Origin of the sequence: Streptomyces sp. NPDC005483 (genome assembly GCF_040606035.1) — a bacterium.
GTDB lineage: Bacteria > Actinomycetota > Actinomycetes > Streptomycetales > Streptomycetaceae > Streptomyces.
In genome coordinates this window covers 177,851-191,449 of record NZ_JBEXEA010000014.1, presented here as the reverse complement: position 1 = coordinate 191,449, position 13,599 = coordinate 177,851, and the positions used below count along the sequence as shown (strand labels likewise).

Annotated in this window: 18 protein-coding genes; 17 read left to right on the top strand and 1 reads right to left on the bottom strand. The window is 71.2% G+C overall.

Annotated elements, in window-relative coordinates:
• Window positions 1-67 precede the first annotated feature (67 nt).
• The 8 genes from hisD to hisF are packed head-to-tail and all read left to right on the top strand — an operon-like array spanning window position 68 to window position 5,772.
• Window positions 68-1,393 (top strand): histidinol dehydrogenase, encoded by a 1,326-nt coding sequence (gene hisD, locus ABZT06_RS26765; RefSeq protein ID WP_355745841.1) that lies wholly within the window; start codon window positions 68-70, stop codon window positions 1,391-1,393.
• The gene (locus ABZT06_RS26760) at window positions 1,390-2,508 is read left to right on the top strand and encodes a histidinol-phosphate transaminase (protein WP_355745838.1); all 1,119 of its coding nucleotides are present in this window, start codon (window positions 1,390-1,392) and stop codon (window positions 2,506-2,508) included. The genes hisD and ABZT06_RS26760 overlap by 4 nt, the downstream gene beginning before the upstream one ends.
• The gene (hisB, locus tag ABZT06_RS26755) at window positions 2,505-3,098 is read left to right on the top strand and encodes an imidazoleglycerol-phosphate dehydratase HisB (protein ID WP_007381383.1); all 594 of its coding nucleotides are present in this window, start codon (window positions 2,505-2,507) and stop codon (window positions 3,096-3,098) included. The genes ABZT06_RS26760 and hisB overlap by 4 nt, the downstream gene beginning before the upstream one ends.
• The gene (locus ABZT06_RS26750; protein WP_007381382.1) at window positions 3,095-3,259 is read left to right on the top strand and encodes a hypothetical protein; all 165 of its coding nucleotides are present in this window, start codon (window positions 3,095-3,097) and stop codon (window positions 3,257-3,259) included. The genes hisB and ABZT06_RS26750 overlap by 4 nt, the downstream gene beginning before the upstream one ends.
• The gene (hisH, locus tag ABZT06_RS26745; protein WP_355745833.1) at window positions 3,250-3,897 is read left to right on the top strand and encodes an imidazole glycerol phosphate synthase subunit HisH; all 648 of its coding nucleotides are present in this window, start codon (window positions 3,250-3,252) and stop codon (window positions 3,895-3,897) included. Before ABZT06_RS26750 ends, hisH begins: the two co-directional genes overlap by 10 nt.
• Window positions 3,897-4,625: a bifunctional 1-(5-phosphoribosyl)-5-((5-phosphoribosylamino)methylideneamino)imidazole-4-carboxamide isomerase/phosphoribosylanthranilate isomerase PriA gene (priA, locus tag ABZT06_RS26740; protein WP_355745830.1), complete on the top strand. Its 729-nt coding sequence runs from the start codon at window positions 3,897-3,899 to the stop codon at window positions 4,623-4,625. The genes hisH and priA overlap by 1 nt, the downstream gene beginning before the upstream one ends.
• Complete coding sequence (locus ABZT06_RS26735; protein WP_355745827.1) at window positions 4,622-5,020, top strand: RidA family protein; 399 nt, start codon at window positions 4,622-4,624, stop codon at window positions 5,018-5,020. Before priA ends, ABZT06_RS26735 begins: the two co-directional genes overlap by 4 nt.
• On the top strand, window positions 5,017-5,772 hold the full coding sequence (gene hisF / locus ABZT06_RS26730; RefSeq protein WP_355745824.1) for an imidazole glycerol phosphate synthase subunit HisF: 756 nt from the start codon (window positions 5,017-5,019) through the stop codon (window positions 5,770-5,772). Before ABZT06_RS26735 ends, hisF begins: the two co-directional genes overlap by 4 nt.
• 60 nt (window positions 5,773-5,832) lie before the next feature.
• Here the strand turns inward: hisF and ABZT06_RS26725 are convergent, their stop codons facing one another.
• A complete protein-coding gene (locus ABZT06_RS26725) occupies window positions 5,833-6,468 on the bottom strand; it encodes a TIGR03085 family metal-binding protein (RefSeq protein WP_355745821.1) in 636 nt (211 codons plus the stop codon).
• 140 nt (window positions 6,469-6,608) lie between these two features.
• On the opposite strand from ABZT06_RS26725, the gene hisI reads away from it, so the two are divergent.
• From hisI to trpA, 9 genes are all read left to right on the top strand, one after another.
• Window positions 6,609-7,004, top strand: a complete 396-nt coding sequence (hisI, locus tag ABZT06_RS26720; RefSeq protein ID WP_355745818.1) for a phosphoribosyl-AMP cyclohydrolase — start codon at window positions 6,609-6,611, stop codon at window positions 7,002-7,004.
• Between the two features lie 11 nt (window positions 7,005-7,015).
• Window positions 7,016-8,494 carry an anthranilate synthase component I gene (locus tag ABZT06_RS26715; RefSeq protein ID WP_355745815.1) on the top strand — a complete coding sequence of 493 codons (1,479 nt, stop codon included), beginning with the start codon at window positions 7,016-7,018 and terminating at the stop codon, window positions 8,492-8,494.
• Between the two features lie 71 nt (window positions 8,495-8,565).
• Window positions 8,566-9,207: a TIGR02234 family membrane protein gene (locus tag ABZT06_RS26710; protein ID WP_355745812.1), complete on the top strand. Its 642-nt coding sequence runs from the start codon at window positions 8,566-8,568 to the stop codon at window positions 9,205-9,207.
• 189 nt (window positions 9,208-9,396) lie between these two features.
• Window positions 9,397-9,645 (top strand): HGxxPAAW family protein, encoded by a 249-nt coding sequence (locus ABZT06_RS26705; RefSeq protein ID WP_355745809.1) that lies wholly within the window; start codon window positions 9,397-9,399, stop codon window positions 9,643-9,645.
• Window positions 9,646-9,724: 79 nt separating this feature from the next.
• Entirely contained in the window at window positions 9,725-10,165 is a 441-nt protein-coding gene (locus ABZT06_RS26700) for a DUF2752 domain-containing protein (RefSeq protein ID WP_355745806.1), read from the top strand.
• Between the two features lie 138 nt (window positions 10,166-10,303).
• Window positions 10,304-11,113, top strand: a complete 810-nt coding sequence (gene trpC / locus ABZT06_RS26695; protein ID WP_355745803.1) for an indole-3-glycerol phosphate synthase TrpC — start codon at window positions 10,304-10,306, stop codon at window positions 11,111-11,113.
• A gap of 21 nt (window positions 11,114-11,134) precedes the next feature.
• Entirely contained in the window at window positions 11,135-11,302 is a 168-nt protein-coding gene (locus tag ABZT06_RS26690; RefSeq protein WP_106968371.1) for a hypothetical protein, read from the top strand.
• 109 nt (window positions 11,303-11,411) lie between these two features.
• Window positions 11,412-12,698 carry a tryptophan synthase subunit beta gene (gene trpB, locus ABZT06_RS26685; RefSeq protein ID WP_355745799.1) on the top strand — a complete coding sequence of 429 codons (1,287 nt, stop codon included), beginning with the start codon at window positions 11,412-11,414 and terminating at the stop codon, window positions 12,696-12,698.
• Window positions 12,695-13,519, top strand: a complete 825-nt coding sequence (trpA, locus tag ABZT06_RS26680) for a tryptophan synthase subunit alpha (protein WP_355745796.1) — start codon at window positions 12,695-12,697, stop codon at window positions 13,517-13,519. Before trpB ends, trpA begins: the two co-directional genes overlap by 4 nt.
• Window positions 13,520-13,599: the final 80 nt, after the last annotated feature.

The following is a 13,599-nucleotide window of genomic DNA, read 5'->3' as shown; positions in this document are numbered from 1 at the left end:
CCGGGTTCCGTATCAGCCATTGGAATGGGCGAACGGCCGCTGACGAGGGTCTGAGAGAATTGGCTACGTGATCTCCCGAATCGATCTGCGCGGCGACGCCCTCCCCGAGGGCCCCGCCCTGCGCGACCTGCTGCCCCGAGCCGACTTCGACGTCTCGGCCGCCCTGGAGAAGGTGCGTCCGATCTGCGAGGCCGTGCATCATCGGGGAGACGCGGCGCTGATCGACTTCGCCGAGAAGTTCGACGGAGTGCGACTGGAGTCGGTACGGGTGCCGGCCGCCGCTCTGGACAAGGCGCTCGAAGAGCTCGACCCCGCCGTGCGGGCGGCCCTGGAGGAGTCCATCCGCCGCGCCCGTCTCGTCCACCGCGAACAGCGCCGTACGAACCGCACGACCCAGGTCGTGCCCGGCGGCAGCGTGACCGAGAAGTGGGTGCCGGTCGACCGGGTCGGGCTGTACGCGCCCGGCGGGCGGTCGGTCTACCCGTCCTCCGTGATCATGAACGTGGTGCCCGCGCAGGAGGCGGGAGTGGAGTCCATCGCGCTCGCCTCGCCCGCCCAGGCCGAGTTCGGCGGCCTCCCGCACCCGACGATCCTCGCCGCGTGCGCGCTGCTCGGCATCGACGAGGTCTATGCCGCCGGTGGCGCGACCGCCGTCGCGATGTTCGCGTACGGCACCGAGTCGTGCCCGCCCGCCAACATGGTCACCGGCCCCGGCAACATCTGGGTCGCCGCCGCCAAGCGCTACTTCACCGGCAAGATCGGCATCGACGCCGAGGCCGGCCCGACCGAGATCGCGGTCCTGGCGGACTCCTCCGCCGACCCGGTGCACGTGGCGTCGGACCTGATCAGCCAGGCCGAGCACGACCCGCTGGCCGCGGCCGTCCTGGTCACCGACTCCGTCGAACTCGCGGACGCCGTCGAGAAGGAGCTGGAGCCGCAGGTCGCGGCCACCAAGCACGTCGAGGACCGGATCGTGCCCGCCCTGAAGGGCAGGCAGTCCGCGATCGTCCTCGTCGACGGCATCGACGAGGGCCTCAGGGTCGTCGACGCGTACGGCGCCGAGCACCTGGAGATCCAGACCGCCGACGCCGCCGCGGTGGCCGACCGGGTGCGCAACGCCGGTGCGATCTTCATCGGGCCCTGGGCGCCGGTCTCGCTCGGCGACTACTGCGCCGGGTCCAATCACGTGCTCCCGACCGGTGGCTGTGCCTGCCACTCCTCCGGGCTGTCCGTGCAGTCCTTCCTCCGCGGCATCCACATCGTCGACTACACGCAGGACGCGCTCGCGGACGTGGCGCACCACGTGGTGACGCTGGCGGAGGCGGAGGACCTGCCCGCCCACGGGGCGGCGATCAAGGCCCGGTTCGGGTGGAAGGTGCCGACGAGCAAGTGAACTTCGGAATCGACGATCTCCCCGTACGGGACGAGCTGCGCGGCAAGTCCCCCTATGGCGCGCCCCAGTTGGACGTCCCCGTACGGCTGAACACCAACGAGAACCCCTATCCGCTGCCCGAGCCGCTGGTCGAGCGCATCGCCGAGCGCGTCCGCGAGGCGGCCCGCGACCTCAACCGCTACCCGGACCGGGACGCCGTCGAGCTGCGGACCCGGCTCGCCCAGTACCTGAGCGACACGTCCGGGCACCAGGTCGGCCTCGCCAACGTCTGGGCGGCGAACGGCTCCAACGAGGTCATCCAGCAGCTGCTCCAGACCTTCGGCGGACCGGGCCGTACGGCGATCGGCTTCGAGCCGTCGTACTCGATGCACGCCCTCATCGCGCGCGGTACCGGGACAGGCTGGATCTCGGGCCCCCGCAACGAGGACTTCACCATCGACGTCGGGATCGCCGTAGAGGCGATCGCCTCCCACAGGCCGGACGTCGTCTTCATCACCACCCCCAACAACCCCACCGGCAACGCGGTCCCGCCCGAGACGGTCCTCGCGCTGTACGAGGCCGCGCAGGCCGCCAAGCCCTCGATGGTCGTGGTCGACGAGGCGTACATCGAGTTCAGCCACGGCGACTCGCTGCTGCCGCTCATCGAAGGGCGGCCGAATCTCGTCGTCTCCCGGACGATGTCGAAGGCGTTCGGAGCGGCGGGCCTGCGCCTCGGCTACCTCGCCGCGCACCCGGCGGTCGTGGACGCCGTCCAGCTCGTACGGCTGCCCTACCACCTGTCGGCCGTCACCCAGGCGACCGCCCTCGCTGCCCTGGAGCACACCGAGACGCTGCTCAAGTACGTCGAGCAGCTGAAGGCCGAGCGGGACCGGCTGGTGAGCGAGCTGCGCGCGATCGGCTTCGAGGTCGTGGAGTCGGACGCGAACTTCGTGCAGTTCGGGCGGTTCGACGGCCCCGGCGGTTCGCACGCGGCCTGGCAGAAGATCCTCGACCGGGGTGTCCTGGTCCGGGACAACGGCATCCCGGGGTGGCTGCGGGTCAGCGCCGGAACCCCGGAGGAGAACGACGCGTTCCTCGACGCGGTACGTGGACTGAAGAAGGAGCAGAGCACATGAGCCGCGTAGGACGCGTGGAGCGGGTCACCAAGGAGACCTCGGTGCTCGTCGAGATCGATCTCGACGGGTCCGGCAAGGTCGAGGTGTCGACGGGCGTCGGCTTCTACGACCACATGCTCGACCAGCTCGGCCGTCACGGTCTGTTCGACCTGACCGTGAAGACCGAGGGCGATCTGCACATCGACTCGCACCACACCATCGAGGACACCGCCCTCGCGCTCGGCGCCGCCTTCAAGCAGGCGCTCGGCGACAAGGTCGGCATCTACCGCTTCGGCAACTGCACCGTCCCGCTGGACGAGTCCCTCGCCCAGGTCACCGTCGACCTCTCCGGCCGCCCCTACCTCGTGCACACCGAGCCCGAGAACATGGCGCCGATGATCGGTGAGTACGACACCACGATGACCCGGCACATCCTGGAGTCGTTCGTGGCCCAGGCGCAGATCGCCCTGCACGTGCACGTGCCGTACGGGCGCAACGCGCACCACATCGTGGAGTGCCAGTTCAAGGCGCTGGCCCGGGCCCTGCGCTACGCCTCCGAGCGCGACCCGCGCGCGGCGGGCATCCTCCCCTCCACGAAGGGCGCGCTGTGACCGGCCTCTCGACCCTGCTGATCGTCGTCGGCCTCTTCCTGGCCGGCGGCATCTACTCCTTCGTCAAGCAGCAGATGCCCAAGGGCCTGATCGTGCTGCTCTCCATCGCCGCCGGGATGTGTCTCGTCGCCGGTGTCATGAGGCTGGAGGTGTGGAATTGAGCGGCTCCAAGCGAGTGGTCGTCTTCGACTACGGCTTCGGCAACGTGAGGTCCGCCGAGCGCGCCCTCGCGCGCGCGGGCGCCGATGTCGAGATAACGCGCGACTACGACAAGGCCATGAACGCCGACGGCCTGCTGGTGCCGGGCGTGGGCGCCTTCGCCGCCTGCATGAAGGGCCTGCACGAGGCGCGCGGTGACTGGATCATCGACCGCCGGCTGTCCGGCGGGCGCCCCGTCATGGGCATCTGCGTCGGCATGCAGATCCTCTTCGCGCGCGGCATAGAGCACGGTGTGGAGACCGAGGGCCTCGACGAGTGGCCCGGTGCGGTCGAGCCGCTGAAGGCCGACATCGTGCCCCACATGGGCTGGAACACCGTCGACGCGCCGGCCGGCTCCCAGCTGTTCGCCGGCCTGGACGCCGACGCCCGCTTCTACTTCGTGCACTCCTACGCCGTCCACGACTGGTCGCTGGAGACGCTCAACAAGACGATGGCCGCGCCCAAGGTCACCTGGTCGACCCACGGCGAGCCCTTCGTGGCCGCCGTGGAGAACGGCGCCCTGTGGGCCACGCAGTTCCACCCCGAGAAGTCCGGCGACGCCGGTGCGCAGCTGCTGAACAACTGGATCGGAACCCTCTGATGCCCTCGAAGCTTGTACTCCTTCCCGCCGTGGACGTCCGCGACGGCCAGGCGGTCCGGCTCGTGCACGGCGAGTCCGGCACGGAGACCTCCTACGGCTCCCCTCTGGAGGCCGCGCTGTCCTGGCAGCGGGCGGGCGCCGAGTGGCTGCACCTGGTCGACCTGGACGCGGCGTTCGGCACCGGCGACAACCGGGAGCTGGTCCGCCAGGTCACCGAGGCGATGGACATCAAGGTGGAGCTGTCCGGCGGCATCCGCGACGACGCCTCGCTGGCCGCCGCGCTCGCCACCGGCTGCACCCGGGTGAACCTCGGCACGGCCGCCCTGGAGAGCCCGGAGTGGGTCGCCAAGGTCATCGCCGAGCACGGCGACAAGATCGCGGTGGGCCTCGACGTACGCGGTACGACCCTCAAGGGCCGCGGCTGGACCAGCGAGGGCGGCGACCTGTACGAGGCGCTGGAGCGGCTCGACAAGGAGGGCTGCGCGCGGTACGTCGTCACCGACATCGCCAAGGACGGCACGCTCCAGGGCCCGAACCTGGAGCTGCTGCGCAACGTCTGCGCCGCGACCGACCGCCCGGTGGTGGCCTCCGGCGGGGTGTCCTCGCTGGACGACCTGCGGGCCATCGCCGAGCTGGTGCCTCTCGGTGTCGAGGGCTCCATCGTAGGGAAGGCGCTGTACGCGAAGGCGTTCACCCTCGAAGAAGCCTTGGAGGCGGTGGCTCAGTGAGCGATCTGCGACGCGTCACGACCGGTGCGCCCTGGGAGGACACCTTCGGGTACTCCCGCGCGGTGGAACTCCCGAACGGCCTGGTGCTGGTCTCCGGCTGCACCTCGGTGGTGGACGGCGAGATCGCCGCGGGCGATCCGTACGAGCAGACGGTCAACTCCTTCAACGTCGCGTTCGCGGCGCTGAAGGAGCTCGGACTCGGCCGGGACGACGTGGTGCGGACACGCCTGTACATCACCCACGCGCGGGACGTGGACGAGGTCGGACGCGCTCACAAGGAGCTGTTCGACACCGTCCGGCCCGCCGCATCCCTGATCATCGTCTCCGGCTTCGTGGACCCCAGCCTGGTCGTCGAGGTCGAGGTGGAGGCGTTCCGAGGAGACACCCCAGCATGACCCTCGCCGTACGAGTCATCCCCTGCCTGGACGTGGACAACGGCCGGGTCGTCAAGGGCGTCAACTTCCAGAACCTGCGCGACGCGGGCGACCCCGTCGAGATGGCCAAGGTCTACGACGCCGAGGGCGCCGACGAGCTGACGTTCCTGGACATCACCGCCTCCTCCGGCAACCGCGAGACGACCTACGACGTGGTGCGCCGCACCGCCGAGCAGGTGTTCATCCCGCTGACGGTCGGCGGCGGGGTCCGCACGGCCGAGGACGTCGACAAGCTGCTGCGGGCCGGGGCGGACAAGGTGGGCGTGAACACCGCGGCCATCGCCCGCCCCGACCTGATCCGCGAGATCGCCGAGCGGTTCGGCCGGCAGGTACTGGTGCTGTCGGTGGACGCGCGGCGCACCGAGTCGGGTTCCTTCGAGGTGACCACGCACGGCGGCCGCAAGGGCACCGGCATCGACGCCGTCGAGTGGGCGCACCGGGCCGCCGAACTGGGCGCCGGTGAGATCCTGCTCAACTCCATGGACGCCGACGGCACCAAGGACGGCTACGACCTGGAGATGATCGAGGCCGTCCGCAAGCACGTGAGCGTCCCGCTGATCGCCTCCGGCGGCGCGGGCACACTGGACCACTTCCCGCCGGCCATCGGCGCGGGCGCGGACGCGGTACTGGCGGCCTCGGTGTTCCACTTCGGTGATCTGCGGATCGGCGAGGTGAAGGAGACGCTGCGGGGAGCGGGACACCACGTGCGGTAGCCGGGCTTCCGAGCCCCGGTCATCCGGTGACCGGGGCTCCTCCACCGGGCCCGGGGCCCCTCAGATCCCGAGTTCCTTCGCCTCGTGCAGCTTGGCGATCGCCTCCTTGTCGCCGTCCAGCTCCACCTTGGCCGCGCTCTGCCGGCCGTAGAGGAACAGCAGCAGCTCCGAGGGCTCGCCGGTCACGGTCACGACCGGTGTGCCGCGGTGGGCGACCGCCGTCTGGCCGTCCGGGCGGCGCAGCACCAGGCCGGTGGGGACGCTGCGGCCCATCAGCCGGGCGGTGCGCTCCAGACGGGACCACAGGGTGTCCTGGAAGACGGAGTCCAGCTCGCGCGGCGTCCAGTCGGGGCGGGCCCGGCGGACGTCCTCGGTGTGGACGTAGAACTCCGCCGTGTTCGACAGCTCCTCGACCTGCTTGAGCTGGAACGGCGAGAAGCGCGGTGGGCCCGTACGAATGAGCTGGATCAGCTCTTCGTAGGGCTTTTCGGAGAACTCGGTCATCACCCGGTCCAGGCGGGACGCGAGCTGCTTGATCAGCAGACCGCCGGCGGCGTCGGGACGGCGCTCGCGCACCACCACGTGCGCCGCGAGATCACGGGTGAGCCAGCCCTCGCAGAGGGTGGGGGCCTCCGGGCCCTCGGCCTCCAACAGGTCGGCGAGGAGAAGTCGTTCACGCTTGGCGAAAGTCGACATGCAGTCAGCCTACGACCGCCTCGCGGGTCCGCCCACCCGTCTCCCGGCCACCGTCCCTCACCGAGGCGCTTCGCGCCGCCCTTTTCCAATCAGTGGACACCCCACGGTCACTGTCCGTGGCGCGCGGCACAATGGCACCCATGACCAGCACGCCCCAGCCCAGCAGCCTCGACCCCGAGATCGCCGCGCGCCTCAAGCGCAGCGCCGACGGGCTCGTCCCCGCCATCGCCCAGCAGTACGACACCGGTGAGGTGCTCATGCTCGGCTGGATGGACGACGAGGCGCTGCACCGCACGCTGACCACCGGCCGCTGCACCTACTGGTCGCGCAGCCGCCGGGAGTACTGGGTCAAGGGCGACACCTCCGGCCACTTCCAGTGGGTCAAGTCCGTCGCCCTGGACTGCGACGCCGACACCGTGCTGGTCAAGGTCGACCAGGTCGGCGCCGCCTGCCACACCGGCGCGCGGACCTGCTTCGACGAGGACGTCCTCCTCAAGGACGGCGCCGGTTCCGGTACCGCCGCCTCGGATCAGTAAGGTCAGCCGCCATGGACCTCGAGACCTTCCGCAAGCTGGCCACCGACCGCCGTGTCATCCCCGTCACGCGCAAGCTCCTGGCCGACGGCGACACCCCGGTCGCCCTCTACCGCAAGCTCGCCGCCGAGCGCCCCGGCACCTTCCTGCTGGAGTCCGCGGAGAACGGCCGCTCGTGGTCCCGCTACTCCTTCGTGGGCGTGCGCTCCGCCGCGACCCTGACCGCGCGCGACGGCCAGGCCCACTGGCTCGGCACCCCACCGGTCGGCGTCCCCGTCGACGGCGACCCGCTGGCCGCCCTGCGCGCCACCATCGAGGCCCTGCACACCCCGCACCAGGAGGGCCTGCCGCCCTTCACCGGCGGCATGGTCGGCTACCTCGGCTACGACATCGTCCGCCGCCTGGAGAAGATCGGCCCGGGGGAGCGGGACGACCTCAACCTGCCCGAGCTGACCATGCTGCTCACCAGCGACCTCGCCGTCATGGACCACTGGGAGGGCTCGGTCCTGCTGATCGCCAACGCGATCAACCACAACGACCTCGACACCGGCGTCGACGAGGCCCACGCGGACGCAGTGGCCCGCCTGGACGCCATGGAGGCGGACCTGTCCCGCGCGGTGGCCCAGCCCCCGGCGGTCCTCCCGCCCTCTGAGCTGCCCGAGTACACCGCGCTCTGGGGCGGCCCCGACTTCCAGGAGGCCGTAGAGGACATCAAGGAGCGTATCCGGGCCGGCGAGGCCTTCCAGGTCGTCCCCTCGCAGCGCTTCGAGACGCCGTGCACGGCAAGCGCGCTGGACGTCTACCGGGTCCTGCGGGCCACGAACCCTTCCCCGTACATGTACCTGTTCCGCTTCGACGGCTTCGACGTCGTGGGCTCGTCCCCCGAGGCCCTGGTCAAGGTCGAGGACGGGCACGCGATGGTGCACCCCATCGCCGGCACCCGGTGGCGGGGGGCGACCCCGCAGGAGGACCAGGCCCTCGCCGACGAACTGCTCGCCGACCCGAAGGAGCGCGCCGAGCACCTGATGCTGGTGGACCTCGGCCGCAACGACCTGGGGCGCGTCTGCGAGCCGGGCTCGGTCGAGGTCGTCGACTTCATGTCCGTCGAGCGGTACTCCCACGTGATGCACATCGTCTCCACGGTCACCGGCAAGGTCGCGCCGGGCCGGACCGCCTTCGACGTCCTGACCGCCTGCTTCCCCGCGGGCACCCTCTCCGGCGCCCCCAAGCCCCGCGCTATGCAGATCATCGACGAACTCGAGCCGTCCCGGCGCGGGTTGTACGGCGGCTGCGTCGGCTACCTCGACTTCGCGGGCGACTCCGACACCGCGATCGCCATCCGCACCGCGCTGCTGAGGGACGGCACCGCCTACGTCCAGGCCGGCGCGGGCATCGTCGCCGACTCCGACCCGGTCGCCGAGGACACCGAGTGCCGCAACAAGGCCGCGGCGGTCCTGCGGGCGGTCCACACGGCGAACCGGCTCGGCACATAGGGTTCTTCGGCGCCGAATGGGGCGCTTCTCACGGAACCCCGGGTCACCGTTCGCCCGGGGTTCGGGTGATAGTGGGGTACGTGACTGCCGTACCGCACTCCCGTTCCGAAGCCGCCGGACCCGCCAGGGCCGGACGTCTGAGTCTCGCCGTCGCCCTGTTGTGCGGCGCGCTCGGCGCCGCCGTGGCGCTGCTGGCCACCCGCCAGCAGTGGGCCGAGGGCACCGCGACCGTGGCCGGTGGCGCCTTTCCCCTGACCGCCAAGGGCAGTGACGTCACGGGCGTCCCCGCCGCCCTGGCCATAGTCGGCCTCGCCGCGCTCGTCGCCGTCTTCGCCGTCCGCAAGGCGGGGCGGCTCCTGGTCGCCGCACTGCTCGCGCTCTCCGGCGCGGGGATCGTCGTGGCGGCGCTGATCGGCGCCGGTGACTCGTCCGCGCTGGACGAGCAGGCGGCGAAGGCCTCCGGCGACACCTCTGCGACGGTCGCCACCCTCTCGCACACCGCCTGGCCGTATGTCGCCGTGGTGGCAGGTGCGCTGATTCTGCTCGCAGGGTTGCTGGCTCTTCGGTACGGGCGGCTGTGGCCTGCGATGTCGGGGCGGTACGAGCGGGACGGGGCGCCGCGGGTGCGGCGCAAGGCCGCCGTGGTGGATCCCGACCGGCCCGAGGACATCTGGAAGGCGCTCGATCGCGGGGAAGATCCCACGGGGGCGTAGCGGGCGGATTCCGGCTCCGGGCCGGTGGGGGCTTGTCGCGCCCGCGCGGCGGCAGCCGCAAGTCGATACAGCCCCGCGCCCCTGCGGGGCACGTCCAGGTGACCCCCGAACACGTCGCGCCCGTGCGTGCGGAACAATGGACCCCGAGCGTCCGGCTCAGTCACGTACTTCAGCACCTAGGAGCAATCAATGGCGGGCAGCAGCCACGGTCACACCCCGGCCGCCTGGACCGGTGTCACCATCGCCTTCATCGGTTTCTGCGTCGCGGGCGCCTTCATGGTGATGGCCCAGCCGGCGGGCTTCTGGGCCGGTATGGCGATCGTGGTCATCGGCGGTGTCATCGGCTGGATCATGAGCGCGATGGGGATGGGCATGCCCAAGGACGCCCACAAGCCGCTCGCCACCGCACAGCCGGAGTCGGCGGACGCCAAGAGCTGACACGCGCACCTCGTGAAGGGGCGGCCCGGCGAAAGTGCCGGGGCCGCCCCTCACGCGTTCGACGGGAGGGCGGGGGACAATGCCGGACGTGAACGCCGACACTCAGCACGTGCTGCCCCGGACCGGCCTGCCGGGTCGCCTGGCCGTCCCGGGCGGCCTCCTCGCGGCCGTCGCCGGAGCCTTCGCGTACGTCGGGACCGTGGACCCCAACCAGCCCGGCCACTACCCCGTCTGCCCGCTCTACCGGATCACCGGCCTGTACTGCCCCGGCTGCGGTGGCCTGCGCAGCGCCCACGCGTTCATCCACGGTGACTTCCTGGGCGCCCTCCAGGACAACGCCATGGCCGTGGCGGGCTATCTGGGCTTCGCCGTGCTGTGGACCGTCTGGGTGGTCCGCGCGGCCCGCGGTCGGCCGCTGAACCTCGGACTCGGGCCGGTGCACCTGTGGACTGTGGGGGCATTGCTGCTGGTCTTCACGGTTGTCCGGAACCTGCCGTTCGGTGGCTGGCTACATCCTTGATCAACCCGCGAACGTCCAGGTAGTGGGACCGGCGTCAACCGGATGTGAGGCCTACGCCCTCCTGCGGATACCATCGCAGTGACCACTTGTTTCCATCAGTCGCTGGAACTGCCAACCGTCTGGAAGGGGGCCGCTCGCGTGAGTGTGCTCGACGAGATCATCGACGGAGTCCGTGCCGACCTCGCGGAACGGCAGGCGCGCGTCAGCCTCGACGAGCTCAAGGAGCGCGCGGCGAAGGCTCCCGCGGCCAAGGACGGCGTGGCCGCCCTGCGGGGCGACGGCGTCAAGGTCATCTGCGAGGTCAAGCGCTCCAGCCCCTCCAAGGGCGCGCTGGCCGCGATCGCCGACCCGGCGGGCCTCGCCGCCGACTACGAGGCGGGCGGCGCGGCCGTCATCTCCGTCCTCACCGAACAGCGCCGCTTCGGCGGCTCGCTGGCCGACCTGGAGGCCGTCCGCGCGCGCGTGGACATCCCGGTCCTGCGCAAGGACTTCATCGTCACGTCGTACCAGCTCTGGGAGGCCCGGGCCTACGGCGCCGACCTCGCGCTGCTCATCGTCGCGGCCCTGGAGCAGCCCGCCCTGGAGTCCCTGATCGAGCGCGCCGAGTCCATCGGGCTCACCCCGCTCGTCGAGGTCCACGACGAGGACGAGGTCGAGCGCGCGGTGGACGCCGGAGCGAAGATCATCGGCGTCAACGCGCGTAACCTCAAGACCCTCGAGGTCGACCGCGGCACGTTCGAGCGCATCGCCCCCGAGATCCCCTCCCACCTGGTCAAGATCGCCGAGTCCGGCGTCCGCGGCCCGCACGACCTGATCGCCTACGCCAACGCCGGCGCCGACGCGGTCCTGGTGGGCGAGTCCCTGGTGACGGGGAAGGACCCGAAGACGGCGGTCTCCGACCTGGTGGCGGCGGGCGAGCACCCGGCTCTGCGCCACGGGCGCGGATGATCACCGGCTAGAGTTGGCGCGATGACTGTCACCATGACCACCGCGGACCGGCACGCGCGCCTCGCGCGAGGTTGCCGTCCCCGCGGCTGCCGTGCCCCGGCCCGCAGGGTGCACGGCCGCCGGGTGCGGTACGTCATCGGTGACGAGCCCGGGCAGGTCAACGGCCGTCGATGGCAGCGCGCCCTTTAGGGGCGCGGGGAACTGCGCGACAAGCCACACACGGCCCGCAGCCATCAGACGAACCCCGCCCCCACGGCGATTAGTGCATCACCACACACACTCACCGTGAGGTCCAGCCATGCCCAGCGAGTTCTTCATCCCCGACCCCGAGGGTCAGATCCCCAGCGCCGAAGGCTACTTCGGCGCGTTCGGCGGCAAGTTCATCCCGGAGGCCCTCGTCGCCGCCGTGGACGAGGTCGCCGTCGAGTACGACAAGGCCAAGCACGACCCGGAGTTCGCCCGCGAACTCGACGACCTGCTCGTGAACTACACGGGCCGCCCCTCGGCGCTCACCGAGGTGCCGAGGTTCGCCGAGCACGCCGGTGGCGCCACGATCTTCCTGAAGCGGGAAGACCTCAACCACACCGGCTCCCACAAGATCAACAACGTCCTCGGTCAGGCCCTGCTCACCAAGCGCATGGGCAAGACCCGGGTGATCGCCGAGACCGGCGCCGGCCAGCACGGCGTCGCCACGGCCACCGCCTGCGCGCTCTTCGGTCTCGAGTGCACCATCTACATGGGCGAGATCGACACCCAGCGCCAGGCCCTCAACGTGGCCCGGATGCGCATGCTCGGCGCCGAGGTCATCGCCGTGAAGTCCGGCAGCCGCACGCTGAAGGACGCCATCAACGAGGCCTTCCGCGACTGGGTCGCCAACGTCGACCGCACCCACTACCTCTTCGGCACGGTCGCCGGCCCCCACCCCTTCCCGGCCATGGTCCGCGACTTCCACCGGGTCATCGGCGTCGAGGCCCGCCGCCAGCTGCTGGAGCGGGCCGGCCGGCTGCCCGACGCGGCCATCGCCTGCGTCGGCGGCGGCTCCAACGCCATCGGCCTCTTCCACGCCTTCATCCCCGACACGGACGTACGCCTCATCGGCTGCGAGCCCGCCGGGCACGGCGTGGAGACCGGCGAGCACGCGGCGACCCTCACCGCGGGCGAGCCCGGCATCCTGCACGGCTCCCGCTCCTACGTCCTCCAGGACGAGGAGGGCCAGATCACCGAGCCCTACTCCATCTCGGCCGGTCTGGACTACCCGGGCATCGGCCCCGAGCACTCCTACCTCAAGGACTCCGGCCGCGGCGAGTACCGCGCGGTCACCGACGACGCGGCCATGCAGGCGCTGCGCCTGCTGTCGCGCACCGAGGGCATCATCCCGGCCATCGAGAGCGCCCACGCGCTGGCCGGTGCCCTGGAGGTCGGCAAGGAGCTCGGCAGGGACGGGCTGATCGTCGTCAACCTGTCGGGCCGCGGCGACAAGGACATGGACACGGCCGCACGCTACTTCGGCCTGTACGACACCGACGCCGAGGTCGCGGCGGACGAGGCCGGTACCGGCGCGGAGATCGAGGGGGACGCCAAGTGAGCGGGAACATTCAGCTGCTGTCGGACACCCTCGCCGCCGCCAAGGCCGAGGGCCGGTCCGCGCTCATCGCCTACCTCCCGGCCGGGTTCCCGACCGTGGACGGCGGCATCGAGGCGATCAAGGCCGCCTTCGACGGCGGCGCGGACGTCGTCGAGGTGGGTCTGCCGCACAGCGACCCCGTCCTCGACGGCCCCGTCATCCAGACCGCCGACGACATCGCCCTGCGCGGCGGCGTCAAGATCGCCGACGTCATGCGGACGGTCAGGGAGACCCACGAGGCTACCGGGAAGCCGGTGCTCGTGATGACGTACTGGAACCCCATCGACCGCTACGGCGTCGAGCGTTTCACCGCCGAACTCGCCGAGGCGGGCGGCGCGGGCTGCATCCTGCCCGACCTGCCCGTGCAGGAGTCGGCGCTGTGGAGGGAGCACGCTCACAAGCACGGGCTCGCCACGGTCTTCGTGGTCGCGCCCAGCAGCAAGGACGGACGGCTCGCCGAGATCACCGCGGCCGGCAGCGGATTCGTCTACGCCGCCTCGCTGATGGGCGTCACGGGCACGCGTGAGTCGGTCGGGGCACAGGCCCAGGACCTGGTCGAGCGCACCCGGGCCGCCGGTGCCGGGACCACTCTGCCCGTCTGTGTCGGGCTCGGGGTCTCCAACGCCGAACAGGCCGCCGAAGTGGCCGGCTTCGCCGACGGCGTGATCGTCGGCTCGGCCTTCGTGAAGCGGATGCTGGACGCGCCGGACGACAAGGCGGGCATCGAGGGCGTCCGCGCACTCGCGGGTGAGCTGGCGAAGGGCGTGCGCCGACAGGCGTAGGCCGGCCGTACGCCTGTCAGGGCGTGACGGGAAAGTTCGGTCACTCGAACGGGTGGACCTGGGACCGGGGAGGCGCGGTG